Origin of the sequence: Nocardia jejuensis NBRC 103114 (assembly GCF_001613145.1) — a bacterium.
GTDB lineage: Bacteria > Actinomycetota > Actinomycetes > Mycobacteriales > Mycobacteriaceae > Nocardia > Nocardia jejuensis.
Genome location: NZ_BDBU01000030.1, coordinates 101,787 through 127,041 on the forward strand (window position 1 = coordinate 101,787; position 25,255 = coordinate 127,041).

Sequence of the window (25,255 nt, forward strand, 5' to 3'; positions counted from 1 at the left end):
TGTCCGTAAACGAGAGGCGGGTCGATGACACGACAAGCTTTGACAGTTGCAATCAAATGAGAGACGCTCTCATTATCTAGTTGAAGCCAAATGATTGGATCTGTCATGAAGGAACCCGGCGTGCGCCGCTGGTTGGCGCTCGGCGCCCTGGCCGTCGCCATGCTGACCATCGGCCTCGACGTCACCGTCCTGACCGTCGCCCTGCCCACCCTCGCCGTCGACCTGCACGCCGACACCGCCGCACTGCAGTGGTTCAGTGGCGCGTACACCCTGGCCCTGGCCGCGTTCATGCTCCCGGCGGGCGCGCTCGGCGACCGCTACGGACGCAAGAAGTTCCTGCTCGGGGCCCTGCTGCTGTTCGGCGTCGCCTCGGTGGCGTGCGCCCTGGCCGTGTCCTCCGGGCAGTTGATCGCCGCCCGCGTGGTGCTCGGCGTCGCGGCGGCCGCCATGATGCCGCTGTCGATGTCGGTGCTGCCCGGGCTGTTCCCCGAGCCGGCGCAACGCCAGCGCGCCCTCACCATCTGGATCACCTCCACCGCCATCGGCCTGCCGCTGGGTCCGATCGTCGGCGGCTGGCTGCTGCAGCACTTCTGGTGGGGCTCGGTGTTCCTGCTCAACGTGCCCATGGTCGCGGTCGGCGCGACCGCCGTCGCGCTGCTGGTGCCGGAGTCGAGTTCCGACACCAAGTTCCGGCTCGATCTGCCGGGTGTCGGACTGTCGATCCTCGGAATGCTCGGTCTCACTTACGGTTTCATTCGCTGCGGCCAGGAAGGCTGGGGCGACGGGCTCGCGTGGGCGGCCATCGTCGCCGGAGTCCTGGTTCTGGGCGCGTTCGTGCTCTGGCAGCGGCGCGCGACCTACCCGCTGATCGATCTCGGACTGTTCGGCGCCCGCGGATTCCGTTGGGGCACCGTCTATATGGTCCTGGTGAACTTCGCCATGTTCGGCATCTTCTTCACCATGCCGCAGTACTTCCAGTCGGTGCTCGGCACCGACACGCTCGGCAGCGGGCTTCGACTGCTGCCGCTGATCGGCGGCCTCGCGGTCGGCAGCCGGGTGGTGGACAAGGTGCTGCCCAAGGCCGGATTGCGCGTGGTGCTCACCGTCGGATTCGCCCTGCTCGCAGCCGGACTCGCGATGGGTGCGCTGCTCACCGTGGACAGCGGATACGGGCTCGCGGCGACCGCACTCGCGCTGCTCGGGTTCGGAATGGGGCTGGTCATGCCCGCCGCCATGGGTCTGGCCATGGACGATCTCACCCCCGAGCGCGCGGGCTCCGGCTCGGCGCTGCTGCAGGCGCTGCGTCAGGCGGCGGGCACCATCGGTGTCGCTGTTCTGGGCACCGTGCTGTCCACGCAGTACCGCGCGAGTCTGGGCGAGCTCAACCACGACCCGGTCTCCGACGGCGTCAATGCCGGCGTCGGAGTCGCGCGCACGCTCGGGGATCCGGCCGTGCTCACCCACGTGCAGACAGCCTTCATGGACGGCATGAGCCTCATGCTCTGGGTGTGCGCCGCGATCTGCCTGGCCGCCACCGTGCTCGCCGCCGTATCGACCCGGCGACCGGCACAACCACAGAATCCCGAGAGCCATGTTGCACAATCGGTGCATGCCGGCTGAGCCCACCACCACGTCCCCGGACCCGCAGCTTCGGCCCAAGCCGTCGCTGCGGGAGCGGAAGAAGGAACGCACTCGGCGCACGATTCGCACCGAGGCGTTCCGTCTTTTTCGTGAGCAGGGCTACACCGAGACCACCGTCGAGCACATCGCGGAGGCCGCGGACATCTCGCCCAGCACCTTCTTCCGGTACTTCCCCTCGAAGGAACAGGTGGTGCTCGCCGACGATCTGGACCCGGTCCTGATCGAGGCGTTCGAACGCCAGCCCGCCGATCGGTCGCTGCTCGCGGCCTTCCGTCAGGCCACCATCGAATCCTTCGAGGGGATGTCCGCGGAGGACTACGCGTTCGAGCGGGAGCGCACCGATCTGGTGTTCTCGGTGCCGGAACTGCGCGGGGTCATAGCTCGTGAATTCGACCGCAATATCGAGATGATGGTCGAACTCTCGGCGGCGCGAACCGGGCGCGACACCGACGATTTCGAGATCCGCGCGCTGGCCGGAGCGCTCACCGGCGCGATGCTGGCGCAGATGGGGCGCCACTCGTTCGATCTCGAGAAAATTCTGCGCGTCATCGATTTCCTGGAAGCCGGAATGCCGATCTAGACCGGCTGCACACCGGTCAGGGCGGCGACCGCGTCGTCACTGGCGGTCGCGAAGAAACCGCCCACCACGTCCTCGATCTCGTCGATCGACTCGGCGCAGAACAGCACCGGTTGATAGTGCGTGATGTCGTAGACCGCCGTGCCCATCTCGCGAATGTTCAACGGCCGCAGATCCGCCTGCCGGAACTCCTCGATCTCGCCGAACGAGGACAGCAGACCCGCTCCGTAGCAACGGACTTCGCCCGCCTCGCGGACCACGCCGAATTCCATCGAGAACCAGAAGACGTCGGCGAGGAATTTCAGCGCCGCTTCGCCGGTGATCCGGGCGACCGCCGCGCCCACCTCGGCGTAGATCGCGGCGAAGCGCGGGCTCGCCAATTGGTTGGCGTGGCCCAGGATCTCGTGCACCGCGTCGGGCTCGGGGGTGTACAGCGGCGCGGAATGGTGGCGAATGTACTGGGTGGAGTGGAAGGTGCGGTCGGCGAACGCCCCGAAGAACTCCCGCAGCGGCACCAGTCCGGCGGCGGGCGCGTACCGGAAACCGGTGAGCGGCACCAGTTTCGACGTCACCTCGTCCAGCTGTGGAATGTGATCGGTCGGCAAGCCCAGGCGCTCGGCGGCCTCGATCACCTCGACGGAGGCATAGCGCTCTCGCTTGCGGGCGAGCTCCGCGGAGACTATCCGCCAGACCCGCTGCTCCTCGCCGGTGTAATCGATGCGAGGGGTCCGGCTCCCGGGCCGGTGGCTCAGCGCCAGCGCCGCGATCGCATTGCGGCGGGCGCGGTACTCCGGATCGCGCACCCCCGGATGCTCATCGCTCAGGTGCACGGTCACATCTCCGTCGACGCTCGTGGTGACGGGCGAATAGAGCTGGGCCTCGGTGAACATGCCATGAATGCAATCACTGTGCGACCCGGGCGACAACGAAAGCCCGGACAGCTGAACAGATTGCCAAGTTCGGGGAGCGCGGTCTCCGCTCAGGCGCGCAGTCGTACGCGAAGACCCTTACAACCAGCGCACCGGGTGATGTGCTGACCCCGGGCTCGTGCTCGGGCCTTCCCGTTCAACTCGGTGAGTCATCGGCTGCCGATCGCGCGGCACCAGAGGTTGCGACTGCCCATCGGGGGCGGTCGGGCGGGCGACGCCGGGACGGGGCCGTCGGCCGCCCGGCCGCGGCGGTGTCGGGCGCGGCCGCGTGAGAGGAACACCGAAGGCCGCCTTGCTCGAAAGAGCAAGGCGGCCTTGGGTGTTCGAGCCGAGGCCGGGTGTTGCAGCACCCGGACGGCGGTGGGTCAGCGCGGGGCGTTGGCCGGGTCGACCAGGGTCGGGGTGCGACCCTCCTTGCGGGCGCGGCGGGCGTCCTCGAAGAACTCGCGGCTGAAAAGCGCCGACAGCACGGCGATTCCGGCGCGGTGGACGCGGAACTCGCCGGACTTGACCGAACCGGTGAGCCGGATGACACGGCCCGCGGCATCGGAGGGCCGCGCGAAGTCCTTCACGCGGCCGCGGCCGGTCCACCGCAGCTCGCTCTGGTCGATGACGGCGTCGTCCGGGACGAGGAGCTTGACCATGCCGTGGTCGATGTCGGCGTGGATCTCGATGGGTTGATCGCCCTCGATCAGCGGCGAGCGCAGGTCGATGACCATGCTGCCGTAGCGGGCCTTGATGTCGAACCGGTCGGCGCTGGTCCAGTCGCCGAGGCGCTTGGTGGTGTCGTGGTCGGTGTGGATGCGAACGGGGGTGGTGGTGCTCATGATCTCGGTCCTTGTCGGGAGTAGTTGTCGAGTTCGCCTGCTCCTCAATAGTTGCATGAGAACTAGTATCTTGGCAACTAGTTTCCGAGAAACTAGTAACCGGGCATCTAGTACGATGGGGACATGACGGCATCGGCGCAGTTCAAGCGGACCCCCCTGGCCATGGCGCTGCTCGGGATCCTGCACCTGGAGCCGATGCACCCCTACGCCATCCAGCGCCGCATCAAGGAGTGGGGCAAGGACAAGGTCGTCAATGTCGGCCAGCGCGCTGGCCTCTACAAGACCATTGCCCGGCTGCAGGAGGCCGGACTCGTCGCGGTCCGCGAAACCGGCCGCGATCAGCAGTATCCCGAGCGCACCGTCTACGAGATCACCGAGGCGGGTCGCGCCGCCTGCGCGACCTGGCTCGCCGACATGGTCGCGGTCCCGCGCAACGAATTCCCGGAATTCCCCGCGGCCCTGTCGTTCCTGATGCTGCTCGGCCCCGACGGCGCGCGCGAGGAACTCACCCGCCGCGCCGATACCCTCCAGAGCATCCTCACCGAAATGGGCGAGGACGCCGTCCAGGCCGCGAGCATGCACCTGCCACGTGTGGTCATGCTCGAAGACGAATACCTGCGCGCCATGACCGAAGCCGAATTGCGCTGGGTCCGAAGCGTTATCGCCGACCTCGTCGCCGGGACCCTCACCTGGTCCTGGGAATCCCTTGCCCCGCACCAGGAAACCTCGCCCGCCACCGGAAGTTGACGCCGTAGGGGTGCTGTCAGAGGTCGCGTTGGCGGTCAGGCGGCGGGGCAGTGCAGATTCTCCGGAGGGGTCAGCACGGTGAGGTACTGGGCAACCGCGTCGTCGATGCAGGCGGAGCCGACACCGACCACGCCGTGGCGGTAGTCCTGGTAGGTGATCAGCGCCGCGTCCAGTTCGCGTGCGAGGGCGACGCCGCCGTCGTAGGGGGCTACGGGATCCCCGGTGGCGGCGATCACGACCACCTTGGGCAGGTGGGTGACGGCGGGGGAGTGGGGGAGCCACGCCGGGGGGAGTGGCCAGAAGGCGCAGGCGTCGAGGGGGACCTGACCGGTGGCGCGTCCGTCGTCGAAAGCCGGTGCGGCCGAACGGGTCTTGCGATCCAGGTCGGCGGCGACGGCACGGTCCGCGGTGGTGTGTTCCTCGCGGCAGAGCACCGCCTTCTGCAGATCGCGATCCACGGTGCTGGTGGCGGCGAAATCGGCCCAGAACAACAGGGTGTCCCCGCGCCCCCTGGTCAGCTCGGTCAGGCCGGTGCTGATGCTCTGCCAGGAGACGGGGCTGTAGAGCAGGATGTTCACCGCCGCCACCGCGTCCTTGTATCCGAGGGTGCGCTGCACGTCGGTGGCGGCGGGGCGATCGTGCAGCGGATTCACCAGTGCGCGAAAGGTTTCCGTGGCCTTGGCGGGATCGCTGCCGAGCGGGCAGTTCGCGGATCTCGTGCACCAGGCGGCGTAGGCGTCGAAGGCTCGCTGCAGTGCCGCCGGGCGGTTGACCGCGTCGGCGATGTCCGCCTTCGCGTCGATCCCGCCGTCCAGCACCATGGCTCGCACCCGATCGGGGAACATCTCGGCGAAGGTCGAGCCGATCCGGGTGCCGTAGGAGGAACCGAAGTAGGTGAGTTTCCTGTCCCCGAGCGCGGACCGGATCACGTCCATATCCCACGCGGACTCACGGGTGCCGACATGGGAGAGCACGTCGATTCCGGTGCGCTGCACACACTTCGCGACGAAGTCCTTGCGCCGCTGCTCGGTGGCGGCGATCCCGGCCGGTGAGTAGTCGAGGTCGGCGTCGTTGCGTTCGGCCGCGAACTCCTCGGCGGTGCGGCACGCCACCTTCGGCGTGGAGGCGCCCAGCCCCCGCACGTCGATCCCGATCACGTCGAACTGTTCGGACAGCGGCGAATTCGTGAGCATCAGCGACCGGGTGAGACCCGCGCCGCCGGGGCCGCCGGGATTGGTCAGGAGCGAACCGATCCGCTTCCCGCGCGCCGGTAGTCGTGAGATCGCGATCTCGGCGGTCTCGCCGCCGGGATGGTCGTAATCCAGCGGGACCCTCACGCGCGAACACTGAGTTCCCCAGTCCACCAACTCTTTCGCGCCCGGATACCCCGCGCACGAGCCCCACTCGACATGCTGCTCGTAGAACCGGTCCAGCGCCGATTCCGAAGCGCCGCCGAGGGTTCCGCAGCCCGCGGTGAGCAGCACGCCGACCAGGAGCAGCCGGGACAGCCTGCCGTGAGACGGCCGTGTCGGCCCGGACAGATGCCGCCGCGTCGGCCCGGACAGATGCCGCCGCGTCGGCCCGGACAGACGCCGCGCGATCGCCGACAAACGGCCCGGCGTACGCGCGCGGAACCCGGTGCTGTGCCCGTACATCATCGACGCCCCCTCGAACCCACGTCCGAACCATAGCGCTCCGAACCGGCGAATCGAGGCGACCGTTCTGGATTTTGTGAAGGAAAACAGCCGCCGGAACGCCCGGGCAGGACAACGCGAAGGCCGCCCCCATCCGGAGATGAGAGCGGCCTCGGGGTACGACTGCGAAATCCCTAGCGCGCGAAGAGCAGAGCGCGCTTGACCTCCTGGATCGCCTTGGTGACCTCGATGCCACGGGGGCACGCGTCGGTGCAGTTGAAGGTGGTGCGGCAGCGCCACACACCCTCGACGTCGTTGAGGATGTCCAGGCGCTCACGCGCCGCCTCGTCACGGCTGTCGAAGATGAAGCGGTGCGCGTTCACGATCGCGGCCGGGCCGAAGTAGCTGCCGTCGCTCCAGTACACGGGGCAGGAGGTGGTGCAGCAGGCGCACAGGATGCACTTGGTGGTGTCGTCGAAGCGGGCCCGGTCGTGCTGGGACTGGATGCGCTCGCGGGTCGGCTCGTTACCGGAGGTGATCAGGTACGGCTTCACCGCCTTGAACGCGTCGAAGAACGGCTCCATGTCGACGATGAGGTCCTTCTCCACCGGCAGGCCGCGGATCGGCTCGACGGTCATGGAGAGCTGCTTGCCGCCCTTGGGCAGCAGGTCCTTCATCAGCACCTTGCACGCCAGCCGGTTCACGCCGTTGATGCGCATGGCGTCCGAACCACAGACGCCGTGGGCACACGAGCGACGGAAGGTGAGCGTGCCGTCCAGGTAGGACTTGATGTAGATCAGCACGTTGAGGAAGCGGTCGGTCGGCAGCACCGGCACCTGGAACTCGTCCCAGTGATTGCCCAGCCCGTCCTCCGGGTTGAAACGGGCGATCTTGACCGTGACCATGGTCGACCCGTCCGGCACCGGAGCCGGGGTCTGCGGAACCGCCTTGTCGAGTGTGGCAGTCATCAGTACTTACGCTCCATCGGCTCGTAACGGGTCTGCACCACCGGCTTGTAGTCGAGCCGGATGTCGGAGATCAGCTCCGGGCTCTCCTTGTAGGCCATGGTGTGGCGCATGTAGTTGGTGTCGTCCCGGTCCGGGTAGTCCTCGCGGGCATGGCCGCCGCGCGATTCCTTGCGGTTCAGCGCGCCGACGACCGTGACCTCGGCCAGCTCCAGCAGGAAGCCGAGCTCGACGGCCTCGAGCAGGTCGCTGTTGTAGCGACGGCCCTTGTCGGTGACCGTGATTCGCGTGTAGCGCTCCTTGAAGCCGTGGATGTCCGTGAGCACCTTCTTGAGGGTGTCCTCGGTGCGGAACACGCCCGCGTTGGCATCCATGGTCGCCTGCAGCTCGGTGCGGATGTCCGCGACGCGCTCGTTGCCGTGATCGGACAGGATCAGCGCCAGCCAGTCCTGCACCATCTGCGCCGGGTTCTCCGGCATCTCCACGAACTCGCTGCGCGCGGCGTACTCGGCGGCGGCGATGCCCGCGCGCCGGCCGAACACGTTGATGTCCAGCAGCGAGTTGGTGCCCAGGCGGTTCGCGCCGTGCACGGACACGCACGCGCACTCACCGGCCGCGTACAGACCCGGGACGACGTCGGTGTTGTTGCGCAGCACCTCGCCGCGGATCTTGGTCGGGATGCCACCCATCACGTAGTGACAGGTCGGCATGACCGGCACCGGCTCCTGCACCGGGTCCACGCCCAGGTAGGTGCGGGCGAACTCGGTGATGTCGGGGAGCTTCTCCTCGAGCACGTCCGCGCCCAGGTGGGTGACGTCGATGTAGACGTAGTCCTTGTTCGGGCCGCCACCGCGCCCCTCGGCCACCTCGAGCACCATCGAGCGGGCGACGATGTCGCGCGGCGCGAGGTCCTTGATGGTGGGGGCGTAGCGCTCCATGAACCGCTCACCCGAGGAGTTGCGCAGGATGCCGCCCTCGCCTCGGACCGCCTCGGAGATGAGGATGCCCAGGCCCGCGAGGCCTGTCGGATGGAACTGGTGGAACTCCATGTCCTCCAGCGGGAGTCCCTTGCGGAACACGATCGCCATGCCGTCACCGGTGAGGGTGTGGGCGTTGGAGGTGGTCTTGTACATGCGACCCGAGCCGCCGGTCGCGAAGATGATCGACTTCGCGTGGAAGATGTGCAGCTCGCCGGTGGACAGCTCGTAGGCCACCACGCCGGTCGCGATCGAACCGCCGGGGCCGTCGGTCATGATCAGGTCGAGCACGTAGAACTCGTTGTAGAACTCCACGTCGTGCTTGACGCAGTTCTGGTACAGCGTCTGCAGGATCATGTGGCCGGTGCGGTCGGCGGCGTAGCACGCGCGGCGAACCGGGGCCTTGCCGTGGTCACGGGTGTGGCCACCGAAACGGCGCTGGTCGATCTTGCCCTCGGGAGTGCGGTTGAACGGCAGACCCATCTTCTCCAGGTCCATCACGGCATCGATGGCCTCCTTGGCCATGATCTCCGCGGCGTCCTGGTCGACCAGGTAGTCACCACCCTTGACGGTGTCGAAGGTGTGCCACTCCCAGTTGTCCTCTTCCACGTTCGCGAGGGCGGCGCACATGCCGCCCTGCGCCGCGCCGGTGTGGCTGCGGGTCGGGTAGAGCTTGGTCAGCACCGCGGTGCGGACCCGGGGACCGGACTCGATGGCCGCGCGCATGCCCGCGCCACCGGCACCGACGATCACGACGTCGTAGCGGTGCTCCTGAACAGGACGAGATTCAGCGGTGTTGATTCGTTCGCTGTGCTCACTCATTCGAGGTGGCCTGTTCCTAACTGATGTTGGGGTCGAAGGTGAAGATGACGTACGTGCCCGTGGCCATGACCAGGATCATGGAGACGACCAGTGCGGCCTTCAGCCAGAAGCGGGTGGAGTCCTTGCGGGCGTAGTCGTCGATGACCGTGCGCAGGCCGTTGCCGCCGTGCAGCTGGGCCAGCCACAGCATGGTCAGGTCCCAGATCTGCCAGAACGGGCTGGCCCAGCGGCCGGCCACGAAGGCGAAGTTCAGCCGGTGCACGCCGCCGTCGATCATCAGCATGATCGTCATGTGGCCGATGACCAGGACGACCAGGAGCAGGCCGGAGGCACGCATGAACAGCCACGCGTACTTCTCGAAGTTGTTGCCGGAGGTGCGGCGGGGGGCGCGGGGAGCATCGAGGCTCGCGGGGCGGTCGTAGGACTTGCCCAGGACAGGTGCGGTCATGTCAGCGGCTCAATTCGTCAGCAGGTAGAAGAACTGGCGGCCGACGCCTGCGCCCGCGACCAGAATCCAGATGGCCAGGACTACCCACAGCATCTGACGCTGGTAACGGGGGCCCTTCGACCAGAAGTCCACGAGGATGACCCGGATGCCGTTGAATGCGTGGAACAGCACGCAGACGACGAGGCCCATCTCCATGAGTGCGACGAGGGGATTCTTGTAGGTCTCGATCGCGCGGTCATAGGTGTCCGGACTGACGCGCACCAGCGCGGTATCGAGCACGTGGACGAACAGGAAGAAGAAGATCGTCACACCGGTGATTCGATGCATTGCCCAGGACCACATGCCGGGGTCGCCTCGGTACAGGGTCCGCTTCGGCTTGGCCGGAGCTTCTAGCGTGGTCATAGAGTGCGGTGCCTCCAACGTCGTTGATGGACCCGGTCAGATCCGGCCGCGGAGCCTTCGGACTGTCGATAACACCTGCTCAGGAGAGGAATGAACATCCGTAGGCAGTGCTGCAGGCCCGCATTCGGGATCCTGAACCGATCTGTCGTGAACTCTAATCCGTGGGTGTTGACGGAACTAATTCGGCGTGCCGCTCGTTGGCCCGAATTGTTGCAAGTTAGGTTTGCCTTTCCTGATTTTCCGGGTGGTCTCGGAAGGCTTCCGGACGGGCCCCCGCATGGGCGTGAGAGGATGGTCCGATATGTCTGATATTGACTGGAAAACCTTGCGCCACAGGGCATCTGAAGTCATGCGGAATGCCTATGCGCCCTACTCCAGATTCCCCGTCGGGGCGGCTGCTCTCACCGCGGACGGCCGAATTGTGAGCGGGTGCAATGTGGAAAATATCTCATACGGATTGGGGCTCTGCGCCGAATGTGTACTGGTCGGTAACTTGATTTCGTCCGGCGGAGGGCGCTTGCGGGCGGTCTCCGTGTGCGACTCGAGGGGCGAAATCCTGATGCCCTGCGGTCGTTGCCGGCAGGTGCTCTACGAGCACGGCGGCGCCGAACTTCTGATCGACCATCGCGGCGAGGTGGTGACGCTGGGCGCCCTGCTGCCCGACGCCTTCGGGCCCGGCGACCTCGAAGCCGGGCAGCAGTAGCTCCCGCGGCCATAGCTGTCCGCTACCGCCGGGCATTCGGCCGCCGGAAAGGCGGTGCGGCACGCGGCTTTCGATACCGGCGCCGGGGGCCTTCCGCGTGAGCTGCGGAGACGAGCCGGGGTGTACGAGGTTCGGTGCGCCGGCGTGCCGGGCGTGCCAGGGTAGGAGGCGTGACTGTGCATTCGGCGGTGTCGGTGATTACTGCGAAGCGAGACGGTGGGGAACTCAGCGACGCGCAGATCGACTGGGTTCTGGACGCGTTCACCCGCGGTGAGGTGGCCGACGAACAGATGTCCGCGCTGGCCATGGCGATCGTGTTGCGCGGCATGACCCGCCGCGAGACCGCGCGCTGGACCCAGGCGATGATCGAGTCCGGTCGGCGGATGGACTTCCGGGACCTGCCCCGGCCCACCGTCGACAAGCACTCCACCGGCGGCGTGGGCGACAAGATCACGCTGCCGCTCGCGCCGCTGGTCGCGGCGTGCGGGGCCGCCGTGCCACAGCTGTCCGGACGCGGATTGGGCCACACCGGAGGCACTCTCGACAAGCTGGAGGCGATTCCCGGCTGGCAGGCCGACATCTCGGCCGCGCGCATGCGCGAGATCCTCGCCGACCCGTCCATCGGCGCGGTCGTCTGCGCCGCCGGGGCCGATCTCGCCCCCGCCGACAAACGGCTCTACGCGCTGCGTGACGTCACCGGGACCGTCGAGTCCATCCCCCTGATCGCCAGTTCCATCATGAGCAAGAAGATCGCCGAGGGCACCGGGGCCCTGGTGCTGGACGTCAAGGTCGGGCGCGGAGCATTCCTGAAGCAACTCGACCAGGCCCGCGAACTGGCCACCGCCATGGTCGAACTCGGCACCGACGCGGGCGTGCGCACGGTCGCGCTGCTGACCGCCATGGATACGCCGCTGGGCTGTACGGCGGGCAACTCGCTGGAGGTGGCCGAGTCGCTCGATGTGCTCGCGGGCGGTGGACCCGCCGACGTCGTCGACCTCACCCTCGCCCTCGCCCGGGAGATGCTCGCCCAGGCCGGCCTCGACGGCATCGATCCCGCCGACGCCCTCGCCGACGGCCGGGCCATGGATCACTGGCGCGCGATGATCTCCGCGCAGGGCGGAGATCCCGACGCCCAGCTCCCGTCCGCCCGCCACACCGAAACCCTGCTCGCCACCGCCTCGGGCACCGTCACCCACCTCGACGCCCTCGACATCGGCCTCGCCACCTGGCGACTGGGCGCGGGCCGCGCTCGCCAGGGCGATCCCGTGCAACACGGTGCGGGCATCGAGATGCACGTCAAACCGGGCGACGAGATCACCGAGGGGCAACCGATCCTGACCCTGCACACCGACACGCCAGAGGCGATTCCCGTCGCGACGGACCTGCTGCGCGACGCGTGCACCATCGGGGCCGCCGAGGACGTCCACACCCAGCCCTTGATCCTCGGCCGTGTGACCGCCTGATTCACGTCCAGACCGAGCCGCTGATCCTCGGCCGTGTCACCCGCCTGACCCACGTCCACACTCGGCCCCGATCGTCGGCCGCGTGAGCCCCCTGACCCACCGGAACCGACTCGGGGCCGGACGGCTCGGATCGCGCGACGGCGACGGCCACGGGGCCTGGCCCGGGCCGCCGGTCGCGGATGGATACGCGGAGGTGAACTACCAGGCGGGATGTGGCTGGGGTGCGTGCGCCGCCCGGTGCGGGGCACCGTTTCGGTGTGGCGGGCGGACGCAGCTGCGCGTCGGGATCTCCGCCCTGGACGCGGCGTCGGCCGATCGAGTTCGGTGGCGGAGCCTGCGCGAACCGTCACGCGGTCCTGAACTGGGGTTCGGCGCGGAGCTCCGGGTCGGCCTAGCCTGGGAAAGGTGATGCGCAGAGCTGATTTCCGAGTACGGACGATGAGATGGGTGGGAGCGGTGGCGGTCGGTGTCGCGCTGCCGCTGACCGCGATTCACGCGGGTGTGGCGGGCGCGGAACCGCGAATCGATCCGGCCCCGCCGGCGACGCCCAAATCCGAGCCGTACCCGTTCTATACCAACTGCACCCAGGTGCTGTCCCAAGGCAAGGGACCGCTGCTCGCCGGGCAGCCGGGCTACCGCCGCCAGCTCGATCCCGACGGTGACGGCATCGCCTGCGGCTGATTTCGCGGCAGCGGCTCGACACGATCGTCCGGCGGCATCCGGGTCCGCGCTCGTGCGGGCGATGATGGCGACCGCCACCATCGATCCCCGGGTTTTCGAGGCCCGGTTTCGGTGTCCGCGCGGTGACGATCGCGATAAGTCCAGCAATGGGTGGGCAACGACACGCCTACGAGTGGGTGGACACAGCTCAACTGCCATGCCGCAGAACGGGAATGCGGCTACCGTTTGAACATGACTGGACCGACGCCCCTCACTCTCGCTTCGATCCGCCAGGCGCCGAAGGCGGTCCTGCACGATCACCTGGACGGCGGCCTGCGCCCCGCCACGGTGCTGGAGCTCGCCCGCGACTGCGGCTACGACCAGTTACCGGCAGGCGACGCGGAAACCCTGGGCAACTGGTTCCGCGACGCGGCCGACAGCGGATCCCTCGAGCGGTACCTGGAAACCTTCGCGCACACCGTCGCGGTCATGCAGACCCCCGAGGGCCTGCGCCGGGTGGCGCGCGAATGCGCCGAGGATCTCGCGGCGGACGGCGTCGTCTACGCGGAGTCGCGATTCGCGCCCGAACAACACCTCGAGGGCGGGCTCACCCTCGACGAGGTCGTCGAGCACACCCTGGCCGGATTCCGCGAGGGCGAGGCGAACGCCGCGGCGGCGGGCACCCCCATCCGGGTGATCTGTCTGCTCACCGCCATGCGCCATGCCGCCCGCTCGCGCGAGATCGCCGAGCTGACCATCCGCTGGCGCGACCGCGGCGTCGGCGGCTTCGATATCGCGGGCGCGGAAGCCGGGTACCCTCCCACCCGCCATCTGGATGCCTTCGAATATCTGCGATCCAACAACGCGCACTTCACGATTCACGCCGGCGAAGCGTTCGGTCTGCCGTCCATCCACGAGGCCCTGGCCTTCTGCGGCTGCGACCGCCTCGGGCACGGCGTGCGGATCACCGACGACATCACCGACTCCGCCGACGGCCCGGTGCTCGGGCGCGTCGCGAACTACGTGCGCGACATGCGAATTCCGCTCGAGCTGTGCCCGTCCTCCAACGTGCAGACCGGCGCGGTGCCCTCGCTCGACAAGCACCCCTTCGATCTGTTGGCGCGCTTGCGATTTCGCGTCACGGTCAACACCGACAACCGGCTCATGAGCGACACCTCCATGAGCGAGGAGATGCACAAACTCGCGCAGACCTTCGGCTACGGCTGGAGCGATCTGGAACGCTTCACCATCAATGCCATGAAGTCCGCCTTCATCCCGTTCCCCGAACGCCTCCGGCTGATCGACGAGATCATCAAGCCCGGCTACGCCGTCCTGATCGGCTGACCCTGGGCGCAATGCCGTCCTGATCGATTGACCCTGGGCGCAATGCAATTCGGGCCGCACCCTAGGGTGCGGCCCGAATTGCATTGCGTGGCTTCAGCTGTTACCGCTCATACCTCGGTGAGCGTGCCGCTCACTCCTTGGTGAGGCGCGCCGCTCACTCTTTGGTGAGGCGCGCCTCGAAGGCCACCTCGAGTGCCTTCCACTGCTCCGCCTCGGCGGCGAACGGGGGGTTCGGGGCGAGGCGGGTGGGGTCGGGGTTGAGCAGGTACGAGACGTACCAGCCGAGCGGGGTGGAGACCGCGAGCGCGGACTCGACCGAGTCGTCGTCGGCGTAATCGGCCGCGTCGGTGAACAATTCGACCGCCAGGTCGAGCTGATCGGTGTCCACCGCCTTCGGGCCGCTGCCGAGGTCGTCGGCCAGGCCGGGCAGCACGTAGACGTTCTCCTCGTCCACCTCGACCTCGAGCGAGCCGTCCACCGCCGCGGTCTGCACCTCGGAGTAGGTGCTGACCCGCACCAGATCGTGCTCGTGATCGTCGGCCAGGTAGCGGGCCAGGGTGCGCTCGGACGGGAAGACCGTGATCGACCCCTCGGTGCCGAGGAAGATCGGCTCGTCGTCCACGTAGCAGCGCAGCGTGAAGAGGGTGCCCTCGGAGGTGACGATCTTGACCGGGTCGATGCCGACCTCGTGCCAGAACGAGAGCTCCTCGTCCTCCTCGTCGTCCTCGTCCAGATCGACGGTCTCGATCTCGTCGTCGCCCTCGGCGACGTCCTCCGCGTCGACGATGTTCTCCTCGGCGGCAAGCAGTTCCGCCTCGGCGACCGCGACCGCGTCGGCGTCCACCTCGGGGATGCTCACCACCGAGTCGATGGCATCGAGCACCGCGTCCCAGTCCTTGGCGATGGCCGCGCCGATCTGGTCCCAGAGTTCCTCGCCCTCGGTGCCCGCGAAGGCGCTCACGCCGCCGGGCAGCGCGCCCAGCACCGGATGCGAGCCGAAGAACTTGGTGACGGTGTCGAGCTCGCACACGTCGCCGATATTGCGGACCATCTCGAGAGTCTCCTCGAGCTCGGACACGATCTCCGGGTCCGGATCGTCGGCGGCCAGCTCGGGCACGCCGACCAGATCGAAGACGTACTGCTCCTCCGGCTCCAGCTCAGCGGCCGAAAGCCCGGCGATGATCTTCCACGCCGGGTGGTCCACGAGATCGTTCTCGGCATTGGTCCGAATGAAAGCAGCGAGCTCCGCGACCGACTCGAAGCCGTACAGGTCTTCCTCGTGGCCGAGGTATGCCTGCCACTCATCGTCGCCGTCTCGCCAGCGCGGTGCCCACAGGGTGACGAGATCGCCTTTGGTCAGGCCGAGCGCGATCGGGACGATGTCTCCAGAAGCCATGACCGGAAGCCTATCTAGTGGCCGCGTCAGGCACTATCCGGGTCGGCCCCAACATTTTCCGCCATGCCCCGGCCGGTCGCGCGGCAGGCCGATTCGGGCGCGCCGTTCGCCCGCAGGCAGGTTCGGGTTCACCCCATGGACGTGTTCAAGCGCGCGAGAACCGCGGCCCGCCGGGTGGTGGCCTCGGCCGCGGCCTGCCCGCACGCCCACAGGATCAGCGTCGCGACCTCGGCGGGAGGGCGCGAGGTCACGGACTCGGCCAGCCACAGTTCCGTGAGGGCGCCGCCGCCGTCGACCTCGGCGGTGACCGAGCGGTCCTCGGTGGTGAAGCGGCCGCGCACCTCCGCGAGGCCGTGCAGGGTCGCCTCCAGGGCCTCGAGCCGGGTGCTCGCCGCCTCGACCAGGGCATCCATTTCCGCGCTCATACGTTCCTCGTCCAGCTCGTCGGACCGGTGTCGGCGTCGTCCAGCCGGTCGAGCTCCTGGACGGCGGATCGGCGGGTGGGTAGACCGAGCTTGTCGAGCAGGTCCTGCGGCATGCCCGCCTCGGCCAGCTGTTCTCTGCGCCGGGATTTGGCGACCAGCGCCGAACGCCGGGTGAGCCGCAGGATCTCCGCCGCCAGAGCCTGTGCCCCGTAACGGTATTCGCCGCGCTCGAAGCTGATCTCCACCGGTAGTCCCTGATCGGTGGCCCGCACGATCACCGTGCCCGCTCGATTGGCGCTCGACGCCACGGTCACCTTCGGCACCGGATCGCCGGTCATGCCCGCTCCTGGGAAGGCGCGCCCCGCCGGTCGGCGCGAGGGTTCGGCGGTGCGCCGGGCACACGGGTGCGGCGGCGGCCTGCGGGCGCTGCGGCGCGGGCCGCTGTCCGAGGCGCGCTCATGCTGTCGGCCGGTAGAACCCGAGGAAACCCATGCCGCTGTTCTCCGTTCGAATCGGTCCGATCTGCACCGGGTTGCCGGCCTCCACCAGCTGGCCGTTCCCGATCACCATGGCCACGTGCCCGTCCCACACCGCCAGATCACCGGGCATCAAGTCCCCTGGACCGATCTGCGGGTGGCCATAGCCCTGTTCCTGTGCCAAACGCGGCAGCGAGACCCCGGCCTGCGCGTACGCCCACTGCGTCAAACCGCTGCAGTCGAGGCCGACGCCCGGTGTGGTGCCGCCCCAGAGATAGGGCGTCCCGAGCTCGCTCAACGCGTTGCGCACCGCATCCGCCGCCTGCTGGTTCGGGGCGACCACGGTACTGCCGTCCGGCAGCGTGAGCGTCACCCCGCCCGATGACGCCCGGGTCGAGAGCGCCGCATCCGTCCGATGCGCGCGGGCTCGCGCACCGGACCCGCCCGCCGAGGCGGGCATCGTCGCGGCCATCGTCGACAGCGGGTTGCTCGTTGTTCCCGAGCCCGTCTCCATCGCGCGGCCGGAGCCCGCGCTCCACGATGGCGTGCCGCCACCCGAGGAGCTCACCGACGCCGGAATCACGTCCGCACCGCCCGAGGCGAGTCCGCCGGACCCGTTCGAGCCGAGTCCACCGAGGGCATCCGAGCCGAGCCCGCCGAGGGCATCCGAGCCGAGCGCCGCGGGCGCACCGGGAGCCGAAATCGGTGTCGGCGAGCTCAACTCGGCCAGCGCCGCGGTCTGCTCCGCGAGTTCCGTGCGCACCCGTTCGACCACCCGTAGCGCGCGCCCCAGATGATCCAGCGCCGACTCCACGATCAAGGCCATCACGCTCGGCGTCGGCCCCGACGCCTCGAGGCTCTCGACCTCGCTCCGGAACGACCGCAGAATCTCCTCGATCTCGCGCCGCCCCGCCGCTGTGTCCGCCTCGGCCCGATCCACCACGTCCGCCAGGGCCCGCCCCCGATCGGAAACCGTTGCCGCCGAGGTCTGTACCCGCAGCGCCGCGTCCATCGCCGCATCCCCGCCCCGTCCCCGCCACGCCGCGTAGACCCCATCGATCCCGGTACTCCCGACCCCGTACACCTCGTCGAGGACCCCCGACGCGTCCCGCAACCCCCGCCCCGCCTCCCCGAGCCCCCGATCCACCCCGAGGCTCGCCCCCAACTCCACGATCGGCCGAGCCAACCCCTCCACATCCACCCCCGCACCCATCACCCCACCTCCCCTTCGCTCGGATACGTCGGCGACCTGCGACCTCCGGTACCACCGCCGGTCGTGCTCATGCGGTGGGCTCCTCGTCCGGCGGGAGCCCGGTGCGTAGCGCGGTGGCGAAGGCGGCGTCGGTGGCGGTGTAGGTGGCGGCCGCGTCGGTGGTCGAGGTGGAGACGCTGGACCAGGCTGTGCTCAGGGCGCCGAGGGAGGTCAGGTGGGTGGTGTGGGCGGCGGTGTAGGCGGCGAGGAAATCGGTGGCGACGACGCCCAGGGTGGGGGTCAGTAGCTCGGGTGCGGCGGTGGCGGCGCGGGCGGTGGCCGCGGTGAGGTCGGTGGCCATGACGGCCGTGGTCGTGGAATAGGCCGTGAGGCCGTCCGGATCGATCGACATCCTGTGCATGAAAGCCCCCTTCATGCCGGTCGCTGGGTGGTTACGTCCTGTAGGAGGTTGGACGCGGGACACGGCGATCGGGTTCCGCCGGGGAGGAAATTGCGGCGGGCGGGAAACTCCGAACGGCGAGCTGACCTATCGTTTTCCCATGCGCACTCACATCGTGGACCATCCGCTCGCTGCTGCCTTGCTGACCACCATGCGGGATGTCGCCACAACGAATCCGACATTCCGGGCGGCTCTGCGCGACCTCACCGGACTGCTGGTCTACGAGGCGCTGCGCGAGGTGCCGGTCGTGCGATTCCCGATCGCGACTCCGGTCGCGGCGGCCGAGGGCACGCGCCTGGCGGCCCCGCCGTTGCTGGTCCCGGTGCTGCGTGCGGGGCTGGGCATGGTCGAGACGGCGGAGAATCTGATCCCGGACGCGCGCATCGGTTTCGTCGGAGTGGCGCGCAACGAGGACACCCATCAGCCGATCTCGTACATGGAGTCGCTGCCCGAGGATCTGTCCGATACGCCGGTGATCGTGCTGGATCCGATGCTCGCCACCGGCGGTTCCATGGTCTACACGCTGGACCTGCTGGCCACCCGCAATGCCCGCGACATCACCGTGATCTGCGTCGTCGCCGCACCGGAAGGCATTGCCGCCCTGGAGAAGTCGGGCCACCCCGTGCGCCTGGTGGTGGCGTCGGTGGACCGCGGCCTCAATTCCAACGCCTACATCGTCCCCGGCCTCGGCGACGCGGGCGACCGCCAATTCGGCCCCCGCTGAACAACTTTTGGCCTCAGATGCGGACCACGGCCCCCGATTCGCGAAGCCGTCGACGATCGATCGCGCGCCTGCGGACTCGGCCCATCGCCCCGGGCGCGATTCACAGCCCGGGTCCGGGACGAATCCACGCCCCGGGAGACCAGGGCATGATCGACCCGGCACTTGCTCCGGCGGCCCCGGAACCAGAAGAACCGACGGTTGCCCTCAGAGCCCTTCGCAGAACTTCCTGAGCTCGGACAGTCGCTGTGCGGCATCGGCTTTCGCGGATTTCAGGGCGGTGCGCTCCGGGACCGGCGTCACGGTCTCCAGGTAGCACTTGAGTTTCGGCTCGGTGCCGGAGGGGCGGACCACCAGTCGTAGCGAGGGGCCCTCGAAGACCAGGGCGTCGGTGCGCAGCGCGCCGCGCACCCGGGACATGTCGGTGCAGGTGACCGTTTCGCCCGCGATCCGAGTGGGAGGGGTGTCGCGCAGCCGCTCCACCACCGCGGCGGCCTCCGCCGCATCGGCGAGGCGCAGCGATACCTGCGCGCCGGTGTGCAGGCCGAATTCGAGTGCGTAATCATCGAGTACGTCGTCGAGGCCGCGACCCGCGGCCTTCGTCCGCGCCACCAGTTCGGCCGCGAGCACCGCCGCCGAGATCCCGTCCTTGTCGCGGACGAAGGACGGATCGACGCAGTGCCCGATGGCTTCCTCGTAGGCGTAGACCAGGCCGTCACCCGCGCGCGCCAGCCATTTGAATCCGGTCAGTGTCTCGGCGTACCGCGCTCCGCGCGCCGAGGCCAGCTTGCCGAGCAGTCGCGAGGACACGATGGTGGTCGCCACCAGCGAATCCGCCGCAGCCGTCCGCAGCACGAAATCGCCGAGCAGCACACCGGTTTCGTCGCCCCGCAGCATGCGCCAGCCCTCCGGACCGGGCACCCCCACCGCGCAGCGATCGGCATCGGGATCCAGTGCGATCGCCACGTCCGCCCCCATCCGCGCGGCGAGATCGAGCAGCAGATCCGATGCCCCCGGCTCCTCCGGATTCGGGAACGCCACGGTCGGAAAATCCGGATTCGGCGCGAACTGCTCGGACACCACCAGCACGTCGTCGAACCCGGCGGCGCGCAGCGCGGCCACCCCCAATTCGCCACCGACACCGTGCATCGCGGTCAGGACGATCCGAATATCCTTGCGCAGTGCCAGGTTTCGCGCGTCGTAACCCAGCTCACCGGCCTCCGCCGCCCGCGCCGGTGCGTCGCTGTCGCCGCCGATCAGATCGGGGAGAGAGCCGACGCGCGCGAGGTAGCGGCGCACGATCTCCTTGCTCATCTCCTCGAGCGTGGCTCCGGGTGCGAGGCCGACGATGTCGGGTCCGGGCGCGGATTTCGCGGCGGGGGAGCGAGGGATCTTTCCGTAGACCGCCTCGATGAACTTCTCGATCTCGGCGTCGGCGGGCGGCACGAGTTGCGAGCCGCCGTCGAGGTAGAGCTTGTAGCCGTTGTCGGTCGCGGGATTGTGCGACGCGGTGATCTGCACACCCGCCACCGCGCCCAGCGCGCGCACCGCGTACGCCACCACCGGTGTGGGCAGCGGGCGGTGCAGGGCCAGCACCGAGAATCCCGCCGCGGCGAACACCTCCTCGGTGGCCAGGGCGAATTCGGCCGAGCCGTGCCGGGCGTCGCGCCCGACGATGACCAGTCCGCCGCCGAGGCAGCGATCCCGCAGCCACGCCGCGATGCCCGCGCTCGCGCGCTCGACGGTGTCCACGTTCATGCCGTCCGGGCCGTCCTGCAGTGGACCGCGCAGCCCGGCGGTGCCGAAGCGCAACATGCGCGCCTCCTAAACTCGTTCGAGCACGCCGCGCAGCAGTTTGCCCAATCGTGGTGCGGCCGCGTGACCTTCGGCGAGCACCTCCGCATGGGACAGATGCTCACCGGTCACGCCGGCCGCCAGATTCGTGACCAGCGAAATTCCGAGGACCCGGGCTCCTGCCGCGCGGCAGGCGATGGCTTCCAACACGGTGGACATACCCACGAGATCCGCGCCCATCGTGCGGAGCATGCGAATTTCCGCCGGGGTCTCGTACTGCGGTCCGGTCAGGCCCGCGTACACGCCTTCGGTCAGGCTCGGGTCGATCTCCTGTGCCAGCGCACGCAATTCGGGGTCCCAGGTGTCGACCAGGTCGACGAAGTTCGCGCCCTCGATGGGCGTGCGCCCGGTGAGGTTGAGGTGATCGCTGATCAGCACGGGTTCGCCGACGGACAGTCCGTCGCGGATTCCGCCCGCGGCATTGGTCAGCAGGATGGTCTGCGCGCCCGCCGCGACGGCGGTGCGGATGTTGTGCACGACCTGCGCGGGCTCATGGCCCTCGTACAGATGCTGACGTCCCATCAGCAGCAGTACGGGTGCGTCGTTCACCACGACGGAGTGGATGGTGCCCTGATGTCCCTGCGCGGTGGGCGATCCGAACCCGGGCACCTCGGCCATCGGCAGCGAGGCGGCCGGTTCGCCGATTTCCGCGGCGGCCTCCTGCCAGCCCGATCCGAGAATCACCGCGACCCGGTGATGCTCGGCTCCCGTACGTTCGGCAATCGCCTTCGCGGCCTGCTCGGCTAGCATGTCGCCCACCCTAGTACTCGGTGATCTCGCGTGCGCGATGGCCGCCCCGACCTGCCGGTTCAATCCCTTTGCCGGTTCTCTCGGCGGTCGCAACGCCACGGCTACCCGTCGGTAGGTAACCGGATCCGCCCCCGCTACGCTGCATCCATGCCGTTTTTGAAGCGTGATGGGGACGTGTTCGTGCTGTACCTCGGTGCCGAGGGCCAGAACATCGACAGCGAGAACCGTTTCCACCCCGACTGGATCACCGAGGTCCACTCGCTGCTCGACGAGGTCGAGGCGTCCGAGGGCCCGGCCGCGCTGGTCGTCACCAGCAATGGCAAGTTCTTCAGCAATGGGCTCGACACCGACTGGCTGTTCGGCAATTTCGACAAGAACTGCTGGTACCTGGACCGGGTGCACTCGCTCTACACCCGCCTGCTGACCTTCCCGACCCCGACCGTCGCCGCGGTGAACGGCCACGCCTTCGGCGCCGGCGCCATGCTCGCCACCTCTTGCGACTTCCGCGTCATGCGCGCGGACCGCGGTTTCTGGTGCCTGCCCGAGGTGCACCTGGGCATGCCCTTCACCGTCGCGATGAACTCGCTGCTGACCAACCGCCTGATCAATCAGGTCGCGGTCGAGGCCATGACCACCGGCCGCCGCTACGGCGCGGACGACGCCATCGCCGCAGGCATCGTGGACGCCAAGGCGGATGCGGAGTCGTTGCTGTCGGTGGCCGTCGCGCGTGCGGACCTGCTCAAGGGCAACCGCAAGCCGAACCTTCAGGTCATCAAGCGCGCCCTGCACGAGCGTGCGCTGGCCGGGTTGGCCGTCGAGACCACCCCGGAGAATCTGGGCTTCAGCCCCAGCTGAGCTGGACATTCATTCGATTCGTGATCCCCGGCCGGGCTTCCGGCCGGGGATCACGTTGTCTGCGTGTCCTATTCGTCGGGTTCGGTAACCCGTCTCATAGATTTGTTCCGGGTGATTCCCGGGTTGCGCCCCCGAAATTTTCCTGGTTACCGGCGCGTCGAAGGAGATTTCGGGCTCACCTGCTGCGACACCTCAGCATGCGAGTGCAAGACTGTGTGCCATGCCACCATCGCGCCACGGCGATGACCGGAGCCTTCGAATACCGATCAGTCGGCACGACTCGACCATGTCGTCGCCGGCTGCTGCCGTGTCGCCGGGCGGCCCGGCCTCGGCCGTGGCGGCCGGCACGGCCCTGATCCCGAAGCCCGATCCGGCGCTGATCGCGAAGTCCGACGCGGCGGTGGCCGCCGCCCGCGCCGAGTTGCTCGCGCTGTCGCACAGCATTCACGCCGAGCCGGAACTCGCCTTCGAGGAATTCCGCAGCGTCGCGAAGACGATCGAACCGTTGCGCGAGCACGGTTTCCGGATCGACTCGGGCGTGGCCGACCTGCCGACCGCCTTCACCGCCGAGTACGGCAGTGGGGATCTGGTGGTCGGCGTCTTCGCCGAATACGACGCGCTGCCGGAGATCGGACATGCCTGCGGGCACAACATCATCGCCGCGTCCGCCGTCGGCGCCGCACTGGGATTGGCCGCGGTGGCCGACGCCTGCGGCATCACGGTGAAGGTGTTCGGCACGCCCGCCGAGGAGAGCGGCGGCGGCAAGGTGCTCATGCTCGAGCGCGGCGTCTTCGACGATCTGGCGATGGCGCTCATGGTGCATCCGGGTCCGGTCGATATCGCCGGTGCGCATTCGCTCGCGCTCGCGGATCTCTCGGTGGTCTACCGTGGCCGCGAATCGCATGCCAGCGCCGCGCCCGAACACGGACGAAACGCCCTCGACGCCGTCACCGTCGCTCAAGTTGCCTTGGGTTTGCTCCGGCAACATCTCCTTCCCGGACAGCAACTCCACGGTATAGTCGCCTCGGGCGGCGTGGCCCCCAATATCGTGCCCGGACACGCGGAACTGCTGTATTACCTACGGGCAGTCGACTCCGCGACCCTCGACGATCTGATGCAACGCGCATCGGCCTGTTTCGAGGCAGGCGCCCTGGCGACCGGATGTACACATGAAATCCGGAAGCTCGCGCCGACATATACCGAGCTCACTCCCGATAGCGCACTACTGTGTGCCTATCGCGAGCAGATCCGCGAACTCGGACGTGAGCCCATTGCCCCGGAACTCGAGGCGCAGCGGCCGCTCGGCAGCACCGATATGGGCAACGTCACCAACGTCATCGCGGGGATTCATCCGGTGATCGGCATCGACGCCGGTGGTGCGGTGACGCACCAGCCTGCCTTCGCGGCAGCGGCTGTGAACGCCTCGGCCGACCGCGCCGTCCTGGACGGGGCAACGGCTTTGGCTCGTACTGCGATAACCATCGCAGGCGACGAGTCGCACAGGGACAGGTTGTCGGAACGCGTCATACAACGGCAGTTTCAGCGACAGGAGGACATTCGGTGAGCACAACCGGCCGGTCCATGGCGGGAGCATCAAGCCTGGAGACGGCAGCTCGCGCAACCGTGGAAGGCCATGCGAGCGCTCTGACAGGCACAGCGCGCAGTATCGGACCGAAAGCGGTGTGCGTGAACACGCAGGCCGCGGGGAGCGTCGCCATGGGACCGGCATCTGGACACGAAGTGGTCGACTCCTGGCTTTCGGAGCACATGGACGATCTGATTTCGTGGCGCCGTCACATCCACGCCAACCCGGAACTCTCCCGCACCGAGTTCGGGACCACGGAGTTCGTGGCGTCCTGGCTGGTGAAGGCGGGACTCGAGCCGCGCAAGCTACCGGGCTCGACCGGCATCATCTGTGACATCGGCCCGGACACCCCGCGCATCGGCCTGCGCGCCGACATGGACGCGCTGCCGATGCAGGAGTACACGGGTCTCCCGTTCGCCTCCACCGTGCCGGGCGTCTCGCACGCCTGCGGGCACGACGCGCACACGGCCATCCTGCTCGGCACGGCCATGGCGCTCGCCGAGGTTCCGGAGCTGCCGGTGGGTGTGCGGCTGGTGTTCCAGCCCGCCGAGGAGGTCATGCCCGGCGGTGCGATCGACATGGTCGCCGCGGGCGCGATGGAGGACGTGTCGCGGATGTTCGCGGTGCACTGCGATCCGCGCCTGGAGGTCGGACAGGTCGGCATTCGCGTCGGCGCGATCACCTCGGCCGCCGACACGGTGGAACTCGTGCTCGACTCCCCGGGCGGCCACACCTCGCGCCCGCATCTCACCAGTGATCTCGTGTACGCCATCGGCACCGTCATCACCGGTCTGCCGGGCCTGCTGAGCCGCCGGATCGATCCGCGCACCAGCACCGTCATGGTGTGGGGCGCGGTGTCGGCGGGCAAGGCGCCCAACGCGATTCCGCAGACCGGCATGCTCACCGGCACCGTCCGCACCGGCGATCACGCCACCTGGTCGCTGCTCGAGCCGATGGTGCGCGAGATCGTCGAGGGCCTGCTCGCCCCGACCGGCGTGCGCTACCAGCTCAACTACAAGCGCGGCGTGCCCCCGGTCGTGAACGACGAGACCGCGGTCCGCATGTTCGAGGAGGCCATTCGCGGCCTCGGCCCGGACGCGCTCGCGGACACCCAGCAGTCCGGCGGCGGCGAGGACTTCTCCTGGTACCTGGAAGAGGTTCCGGGCGCGATGGCGCGCCTGGGCGTCTGGTCCGGTCAGGGTGAACAGCTCGATCTGCACCAGCCGACCTTCGACATCGACGAGCGCGCGTTGGCCGCCGGTGTCCGGGTCATGACGAATATCGTGCTCAACGCGCGCTGACGCGTCCGAAAGGCCGGGCCCGCACCCTGTGACAGGGTGCGGGCCCGGCCTTTTCCCGGCTTCTGTGAAACAGACCGGGCCGCACCCAGCAGGGTGCGGCC

Annotated in this window: 25 protein-coding genes; 11 read left to right on the forward strand and 14 right to left on the reverse strand. The window is 68.5% G+C overall.

What is annotated here, in order from left to right; genetic code table 11:
* Positions 1 to 105: 105 nt before the first annotated feature.
* A complete protein-coding gene (locus NJ1_RS24385) occupies positions 106 to 1,620 on the forward strand; it encodes an MFS transporter (protein ID WP_174557114.1) in 1,515 nt (504 codons plus the stop codon).
* A complete protein-coding gene (locus tag NJ1_RS24390; RefSeq protein ID WP_067698324.1) occupies positions 1,610 to 2,221 on the forward strand; it encodes an acyl-CoA-like ligand-binding transcription factor in 612 nt (203 codons plus the stop codon). The genes NJ1_RS24385 and NJ1_RS24390 overlap by 11 nt, the downstream gene beginning before the upstream one ends.
* On the opposite strand, the gene NJ1_RS24395 is transcribed toward NJ1_RS24390, so the two are convergent.
* Both NJ1_RS24395 and NJ1_RS24400 read right to left on the reverse strand, forming a co-directional pair.
* A complete protein-coding gene (locus NJ1_RS24395; protein ID WP_067698326.1) occupies positions 2,218 to 3,108 on the reverse strand; it encodes a phenylalanine 4-monooxygenase in 891 nt (296 codons plus the stop codon). The genes NJ1_RS24390 and NJ1_RS24395 overlap by 4 nt on opposite strands.
* Positions 3,109 to 3,512: 404 nt before the next feature.
* The gene (locus NJ1_RS24400; protein WP_067698328.1) at positions 3,513 to 3,974 is read right to left on the reverse strand and encodes a hypothetical protein; all 462 of its coding nucleotides are present in this window, start codon (positions 3,972 to 3,974) and stop codon (positions 3,513 to 3,515) included.
* A gap of 123 nt (positions 3,975 to 4,097) precedes the next feature.
* On the opposite strand from NJ1_RS24400, the gene NJ1_RS24405 reads away from it, so the two are divergent.
* Positions 4,098 to 4,721 (forward strand): PadR family transcriptional regulator, encoded by a 624-nt coding sequence (locus NJ1_RS24405; protein WP_067698330.1) that lies wholly within the window; start codon positions 4,098 to 4,100, stop codon positions 4,719 to 4,721.
* Between the two features lie 35 nt (positions 4,722 to 4,756).
* On the opposite strand, the gene NJ1_RS24410 is transcribed toward NJ1_RS24405, so the two are convergent.
* The 5 genes from NJ1_RS24410 to sdhC all read right to left on the reverse strand — a co-directional run bounded on the left by NJ1_RS24410 (position 4,757) and on the right by sdhC (position 9,969).
* Positions 4,757 to 6,379 (reverse strand): alpha/beta hydrolase, encoded by a 1,623-nt coding sequence (locus tag NJ1_RS24410; protein WP_245717567.1) that lies wholly within the window; start codon positions 6,377 to 6,379, stop codon positions 4,757 to 4,759.
* Positions 6,380 to 6,549: 170 nt separating this feature from the next.
* Positions 6,550 to 7,323 carry a succinate dehydrogenase iron-sulfur subunit gene (locus NJ1_RS24415; RefSeq protein ID WP_067698332.1) on the reverse strand — a complete coding sequence of 258 codons (774 nt, stop codon included), beginning with the start codon at positions 7,321 to 7,323 and terminating at the stop codon, positions 6,550 to 6,552.
* On the reverse strand, positions 7,323 to 9,119 hold the full coding sequence (gene sdhA, locus NJ1_RS24420; protein WP_067698334.1) for a succinate dehydrogenase flavoprotein subunit: 1,797 nt from the start codon (positions 9,117 to 9,119) through the stop codon (positions 7,323 to 7,325). The genes NJ1_RS24415 and sdhA overlap by 1 nt, the downstream gene beginning before the upstream one ends.
* A gap of 16 nt (positions 9,120 to 9,135) precedes the next feature.
* Positions 9,136 to 9,567 carry a succinate dehydrogenase hydrophobic membrane anchor subunit gene (locus NJ1_RS24425; protein WP_067698336.1) on the reverse strand — a complete coding sequence of 144 codons (432 nt, stop codon included), beginning with the start codon at positions 9,565 to 9,567 and terminating at the stop codon, positions 9,136 to 9,138.
* Between the two features lie 9 nt (positions 9,568 to 9,576).
* Positions 9,577 to 9,969: a succinate dehydrogenase, cytochrome b556 subunit gene (gene sdhC, locus NJ1_RS24430; protein ID WP_084478733.1), complete on the reverse strand. Its 393-nt coding sequence runs from the start codon at positions 9,967 to 9,969 to the stop codon at positions 9,577 to 9,579.
* A gap of 301 nt (positions 9,970 to 10,270) precedes the next feature.
* Between sdhC and NJ1_RS24435 the strand changes: the two genes are divergently transcribed.
* From NJ1_RS24435 to NJ1_RS24450, 4 genes are all read left to right on the forward strand, one after another.
* Positions 10,271 to 10,672, forward strand: coding sequence for a cytidine deaminase (locus tag NJ1_RS24435; protein WP_067698340.1), 402 nt, complete (start codon positions 10,271 to 10,273; stop codon positions 10,670 to 10,672).
* 176 nt (positions 10,673 to 10,848) lie between these two features.
* Positions 10,849 to 12,135: a thymidine phosphorylase gene (locus tag NJ1_RS24440; RefSeq protein WP_067698490.1), complete on the forward strand. Its 1,287-nt coding sequence runs from the start codon at positions 10,849 to 10,851 to the stop codon at positions 12,133 to 12,135.
* 438 nt (positions 12,136 to 12,573) lie between these two features.
* Positions 12,574 to 12,816: an excalibur calcium-binding domain-containing protein gene (locus tag NJ1_RS24445; RefSeq protein ID WP_218025257.1), complete on the forward strand. Its 243-nt coding sequence runs from the start codon at positions 12,574 to 12,576 to the stop codon at positions 12,814 to 12,816.
* A 231-nt stretch (positions 12,817 to 13,047) separates the two neighbouring features.
* Positions 13,048 to 14,139 carry an adenosine deaminase gene (locus tag NJ1_RS24450; RefSeq protein ID WP_067698344.1) on the forward strand — a complete coding sequence of 364 codons (1,092 nt, stop codon included), beginning with the start codon at positions 13,048 to 13,050 and terminating at the stop codon, positions 14,137 to 14,139.
* A 154-nt stretch (positions 14,140 to 14,293) separates the two neighbouring features.
* Here NJ1_RS24450 and NJ1_RS24455 read toward each other — a convergent pair whose 3' ends face one another.
* The 5 genes from NJ1_RS24455 to NJ1_RS24475 all read right to left on the reverse strand — a co-directional run bounded on the left by NJ1_RS24455 (position 14,294) and on the right by NJ1_RS24475 (position 18,049).
* Positions 14,294 to 15,535, reverse strand: a complete 1,242-nt coding sequence (locus tag NJ1_RS24455) for a SatS C-terminal domain-containing protein (RefSeq protein ID WP_067698346.1) — start codon at positions 15,533 to 15,535, stop codon at positions 14,294 to 14,296.
* 128 nt (positions 15,536 to 15,663) lie between these two features.
* Positions 15,664 to 15,960, reverse strand: a complete 297-nt coding sequence (locus NJ1_RS24460; protein ID WP_067698348.1) for a YbaB/EbfC family nucleoid-associated protein — start codon at positions 15,958 to 15,960, stop codon at positions 15,664 to 15,666.
* Positions 15,957 to 16,298, reverse strand: coding sequence for a hypothetical protein (locus tag NJ1_RS24465; RefSeq protein WP_067698350.1), 342 nt, complete (start codon positions 16,296 to 16,298; stop codon positions 15,957 to 15,959). The genes NJ1_RS24460 and NJ1_RS24465 overlap by 4 nt, the downstream gene beginning before the upstream one ends.
* A gap of 118 nt (positions 16,299 to 16,416) precedes the next feature.
* Positions 16,417 to 17,649, reverse strand: a complete 1,233-nt coding sequence (locus NJ1_RS24470) for a C40 family peptidase (protein WP_067698352.1) — start codon at positions 17,647 to 17,649, stop codon at positions 16,417 to 16,419.
* A gap of 67 nt (positions 17,650 to 17,716) precedes the next feature.
* On the reverse strand, positions 17,717 to 18,049 hold the full coding sequence (locus tag NJ1_RS24475; RefSeq protein ID WP_067698354.1) for a type VII secretion target: 333 nt from the start codon (positions 18,047 to 18,049) through the stop codon (positions 17,717 to 17,719).
* Between the two features lie 139 nt (positions 18,050 to 18,188).
* Here NJ1_RS24475 and upp point away from each other — a divergent pair, with 139 nt between their 5' ends.
* Positions 18,189 to 18,812 (forward strand): uracil phosphoribosyltransferase, encoded by a 624-nt coding sequence (gene upp / locus NJ1_RS24480; protein ID WP_067698356.1) that lies wholly within the window; start codon positions 18,189 to 18,191, stop codon positions 18,810 to 18,812.
* A gap of 204 nt (positions 18,813 to 19,016) precedes the next feature.
* Here the strand turns inward: upp and NJ1_RS24485 are convergent, their stop codons facing one another.
* Both NJ1_RS24485 and NJ1_RS24490 read right to left on the reverse strand, forming a co-directional pair.
* The gene (locus NJ1_RS24485) at positions 19,017 to 20,624 is read right to left on the reverse strand and encodes a phospho-sugar mutase (protein ID WP_067698358.1); all 1,608 of its coding nucleotides are present in this window, start codon (positions 20,622 to 20,624) and stop codon (positions 19,017 to 19,019) included.
* 9 nt (positions 20,625 to 20,633) lie between these two features.
* On the reverse strand, positions 20,634 to 21,413 hold the full coding sequence (locus NJ1_RS24490) for a purine-nucleoside phosphorylase (protein ID WP_067698491.1): 780 nt from the start codon (positions 21,411 to 21,413) through the stop codon (positions 20,634 to 20,636).
* A 147-nt stretch (positions 21,414 to 21,560) separates the two neighbouring features.
* On the opposite strand from NJ1_RS24490, the gene NJ1_RS24495 reads away from it, so the two are divergent.
* The 3 genes from NJ1_RS24495 to NJ1_RS24505 all read left to right on the forward strand — a co-directional run bounded on the left by NJ1_RS24495 (position 21,561) and on the right by NJ1_RS24505 (position 25,154).
* Positions 21,561 to 22,268: an enoyl-CoA hydratase/isomerase family protein gene (locus NJ1_RS24495; protein ID WP_067698359.1), complete on the forward strand. Its 708-nt coding sequence runs from the start codon at positions 21,561 to 21,563 to the stop codon at positions 22,266 to 22,268.
* Between the two features lie 376 nt (positions 22,269 to 22,644).
* On the forward strand, positions 22,645 to 23,832 hold the full coding sequence (locus NJ1_RS24500; RefSeq protein WP_067698492.1) for a M20 family metallopeptidase: 1,188 nt from the start codon (positions 22,645 to 22,647) through the stop codon (positions 23,830 to 23,832).
* A gap of 152 nt (positions 23,833 to 23,984) precedes the next feature.
* A complete protein-coding gene (locus NJ1_RS24505) occupies positions 23,985 to 25,154 on the forward strand; it encodes a M20 family metallopeptidase (protein ID WP_067698493.1) in 1,170 nt (389 codons plus the stop codon).
* The last annotated feature ends 101 nt before the right edge of the window (positions 25,155 to 25,255 follow it).

What these genes read in the sequence shown, in the direction of transcription:
- NJ1_RS24385 (WP_174557114.1), top strand. Translation starts at nt 106, where the DNA reads ATGAAGGAACCCGGCGTGCGCCGCTGGTTGGCGCTCGGCGCCCTGGCC.
- NJ1_RS24390 (WP_067698324.1), top strand. Translation starts at nt 1,610, where the DNA reads ATGCCGGCTGAGCCCACCACCACGTCCCCGGACCCGCAGCTTCGGCCC.
- NJ1_RS24395 (WP_067698326.1), bottom strand. Translation starts at nt 3,108, where the DNA reads ATGTTCACCGAGGCCCAGCTCTATTCGCCCGTCACCACGAGCGTCGAC.
- NJ1_RS24400 (WP_067698328.1), bottom strand. Translation starts at nt 3,974, where the DNA reads ATGAGCACCACCACCCCCGTTCGCATCCACACCGACCACGACACCACC.
- NJ1_RS24405 (WP_067698330.1), top strand. Translation starts at nt 4,098, where the DNA reads ATGACGGCATCGGCGCAGTTCAAGCGGACCCCCCTGGCCATGGCGCTG.
- NJ1_RS24410 (WP_245717567.1), bottom strand. Translation starts at nt 6,379, where the DNA reads ATGATGTACGGGCACAGCACCGGGTTCCGCGCGCGTACGCCGGGCCGT.
- NJ1_RS24415 (WP_067698332.1), bottom strand. Translation starts at nt 7,323, where the DNA reads ATGACTGCCACACTCGACAAGGCGGTTCCGCAGACCCCGGCTCCGGTG.
- sdhA (WP_067698334.1), bottom strand. Translation starts at nt 9,119, where the DNA reads ATGAGTGAGCACAGCGAACGAATCAACACCGCTGAATCTCGTCCTGTT.
- NJ1_RS24425 (WP_067698336.1), bottom strand. Translation starts at nt 9,567, where the DNA reads ATGACCGCACCTGTCCTGGGCAAGTCCTACGACCGCCCCGCGAGCCTC.
- sdhC (WP_084478733.1), bottom strand. Translation starts at nt 9,969, where the DNA reads ATGACCACGCTAGAAGCTCCGGCCAAGCCGAAGCGGACCCTGTACCGA.
- NJ1_RS24435 (WP_067698340.1), top strand. Translation starts at nt 10,271, where the DNA reads ATGTCTGATATTGACTGGAAAACCTTGCGCCACAGGGCATCTGAAGTC.
- NJ1_RS24445 (WP_218025257.1), top strand. Translation starts at nt 12,574, where the DNA reads ATGAGATGGGTGGGAGCGGTGGCGGTCGGTGTCGCGCTGCCGCTGACC.
- NJ1_RS24450 (WP_067698344.1), top strand. Translation starts at nt 13,048, where the DNA reads ATGACTGGACCGACGCCCCTCACTCTCGCTTCGATCCGCCAGGCGCCG.
- NJ1_RS24455 (WP_067698346.1), bottom strand. Translation starts at nt 15,535, where the DNA reads ATGGCTTCTGGAGACATCGTCCCGATCGCGCTCGGCCTGACCAAAGGC.
- NJ1_RS24460 (WP_067698348.1), bottom strand. Translation starts at nt 15,960, where the DNA reads ATGAGCGCGGAAATGGATGCCCTGGTCGAGGCGGCGAGCACCCGGCTC.
- NJ1_RS24465 (WP_067698350.1), bottom strand. Translation starts at nt 16,298, where the DNA reads ATGACCGGCGATCCGGTGCCGAAGGTGACCGTGGCGTCGAGCGCCAAT.
- NJ1_RS24470 (WP_067698352.1), bottom strand. Translation starts at nt 17,649, where the DNA reads ATGGGTGCGGGGGTGGATGTGGAGGGGTTGGCTCGGCCGATCGTGGAG.
- NJ1_RS24475 (WP_067698354.1), bottom strand. Translation starts at nt 18,049, where the DNA reads ATGCACAGGATGTCGATCGATCCGGACGGCCTCACGGCCTATTCCACG.
- upp (WP_067698356.1), top strand. Translation starts at nt 18,189, where the DNA reads ATGCGCACTCACATCGTGGACCATCCGCTCGCTGCTGCCTTGCTGACC.
- NJ1_RS24485 (WP_067698358.1), bottom strand. Translation starts at nt 20,624, where the DNA reads ATGTTGCGCTTCGGCACCGCCGGGCTGCGCGGTCCACTGCAGGACGGC.
- NJ1_RS24490 (WP_067698491.1), bottom strand. Translation starts at nt 21,413, where the DNA reads ATGCTAGCCGAGCAGGCCGCGAAGGCGATTGCCGAACGTACGGGAGCC.
- NJ1_RS24495 (WP_067698359.1), top strand. Translation starts at nt 21,561, where the DNA reads ATGCCGTTTTTGAAGCGTGATGGGGACGTGTTCGTGCTGTACCTCGGT.
- NJ1_RS24505 (WP_067698493.1), top strand. Translation starts at nt 23,985, where the DNA reads ATGGGACCGGCATCTGGACACGAAGTGGTCGACTCCTGGCTTTCGGAG.